Below are 1,923 nucleotides of genomic sequence, written 5' to 3'. Positions count from 1 at the left end.
GCCGGTGGTCCGACGCGCTCGACCAGCTCTACACGCGCCTCGGCCGGAACGTCTCCGTCGCCCAGCTGAAGGTCTACTTCGACCAGGTGTTCACCAGCGGCCTGAGCCTGTGACCGCCGGCCCACCACACCCGGCGGTCGTCCGGGGCCGCGACCGCGGGTGAGGTGGGCGGCGGGCGTGGCCCGGTCCCGGCCGGCGCGTGGCGACACCAAAGTATTCCTTGACACGACTATTCTCTTAGATGAATACTTTGCCGCATGGACCGGATCGCAGCAGTACTGGGGGACGCCGCGCGGTGGCGCATCGTGGAACTCCTCGCCGTGCGCCCCCGGTCCGTCGGTGAACTGGCGGAGCTGACCGGCTCCCGCCAACCGCAGACCACCAAGCACCTCCAGACCCTTGCCCGCGCAGGGCTCGTCGCCGTCCACCCGCTCGGCCAGCGCCGCGTCTACGCCCTCGACACCGCACCGCTGGCGGCACTCGTGCGCAGCCTGCGGGAGTTGGTCGAGACCGCCGAGGCGCACGCGGGCGAGCTGGACGTCATCACGCGGTACCGCGCGGCGATCGAGGCGGAAGCCGCGATCGCGGACCGGGACCGGTGGGCGGACGGCCGCACGTTCTCGTTCGAGCGCGCGCTCGCCGTGCCCCGCGAGGTCGTGTGGCGGCACTGGGTCGACCCGGACCTGTTGTCGTCCTGGTGGGCACCGCCGTCGATGACCGTGACCGACTGCGCCCTCGAACCCCGGCAGGGCGGGCGGGCCGTCCTGGAGTACCGCGACCCGGACGGGCAGCGGTACCGCTCCGAGGGGACCGTGCGCACCGCGGAGGAACCCGGGCACCTGGTGTTCGACCTCTCGGTGCTGGACGCGGCGGGCGCGGTCTCGTTCACCGGGCTCTACGACCTGGAGCTCACCGAGGCGCCGGGCGGCACCACGCTCCGGCTCGACCTGCGCATCACCGAGACGGCCGTCGAAGCCGTCCCCTACATCGCCGGGATCGAGACGGGTTGGGGTCAAGTCCTCGACAACCTCGTCCACACCATCGGCGCGTCCACGAGCGCCACCGAAGCAGAACACACAACGGAAGAAGGATCGCAGCCATGACCGAGTCGACCGACCGCAAGGTGACCGCGAACATCAGCATCACCCTCGACGGGCGCTACAACGGCCCCGGCGGCCCCGGTGACCTCGGCGCGATCGTGCCGTACGCGGTCACCGAGGTCGCGCGCAGGCACCTGGGCCGCATCTGGGAGAACGCGACGACGGCCGTCCTCGGCAGGCGCAACGCCGAGGGGTTCCTGGGGTTCTGGCCCTCCGTCGCCGGTGACGACAACGCCGACCCCCGCGACCGCGGGTACGCGAAGTGGCTGGTCGACGTGGAGAAGGTGGTCTTCTCCACGACCTTGGCCGAGGCGCCCTGGGAGCGCACCCGCGTGGTGAACGCCCCCGCCGCGGAGGTCATCACCGACCTCAAGGCGACCGGTGAGGGCGAGATCCTCGTCAACAGCAGCGCGAGCGTCATCAAGGCGCTGCTGGCCGCCGACCTGGTCGACCGCCTGTACCTCATGATCTGCCCCGAGATCGCCGGCGGCGGCGAGCGGCTGTTCGAGGACGGCCTGCCGGGTTCGAAGTGGACGGTCACCCGCCAGGAAGTCGGTGACCAGGGCGAGATGGCTCTCGTCTACGACCGCGTGCGCTGACGGGAGCGCTGTCCTGAGTGGACAACGCGCTCCGCGGCGGCACCCACCGGCGGGGTGAGCGGCGGACCTGCGCTTCGCGTCCCGGCTGTCCGACGCGGTCGGATGGGACGACTGGTGCCGTGCCGCCGCGGGTCCGGCACGGCGGGACCGGTGCCTCCTCCGGCGGCCGGAGCGGGCATCCCGGAGCTGGGACCGGTCGGCCGACCGGCACCCGTCCGCTCGGC

The 1,923-nt window shown here is 72.2% G+C and carries 2 protein-coding genes; both read left to right on the top strand.

Annotated features, from left to right (window positions below; all coding sequences use genetic code 11):
• The first annotated feature begins 257 nt into the window (after positions 1–257).
• Complete coding sequence (locus AB0G02_RS37580; protein WP_360804486.1) at positions 258–1,103, top strand: metalloregulator ArsR/SmtB family transcription factor; 846 nt, start codon at positions 258–260, stop codon at positions 1,101–1,103.
• A complete protein-coding gene (locus AB0G02_RS37575; RefSeq protein ID WP_360804483.1) occupies positions 1,100–1,699 on the top strand; it encodes a dihydrofolate reductase family protein in 600 nt (199 codons plus the stop codon). The genes AB0G02_RS37580 and AB0G02_RS37575 overlap by 4 nt, the downstream gene beginning before the upstream one ends.
• The last annotated feature ends 224 nt before the right edge of the window (positions 1,700–1,923 follow it).

The sequence above is a fragment of the Actinosynnema sp. NPDC023658 genome (genome assembly GCF_040639995.1).
GTDB lineage: Bacteria > Actinomycetota > Actinomycetes > Mycobacteriales > Pseudonocardiaceae > Actinosynnema.
The sequence above is the reverse complement of the archived record's forward strand: the minus strand, read 5'-3'. Positions and strand labels throughout refer to the sequence as shown.

Excerpts from the sequence above, each read along its gene's own strand:
- AB0G02_RS37580 (WP_360804486.1), top strand. The coding sequence starts at position 258 with ATGGACCGGATCGCAGCAGTACTGGGGGACGCCGCGCGGTGGCGCATC.
- AB0G02_RS37575 (WP_360804483.1), top strand. The coding sequence starts at position 1,100 with ATGACCGAGTCGACCGACCGCAAGGTGACCGCGAACATCAGCATCACC.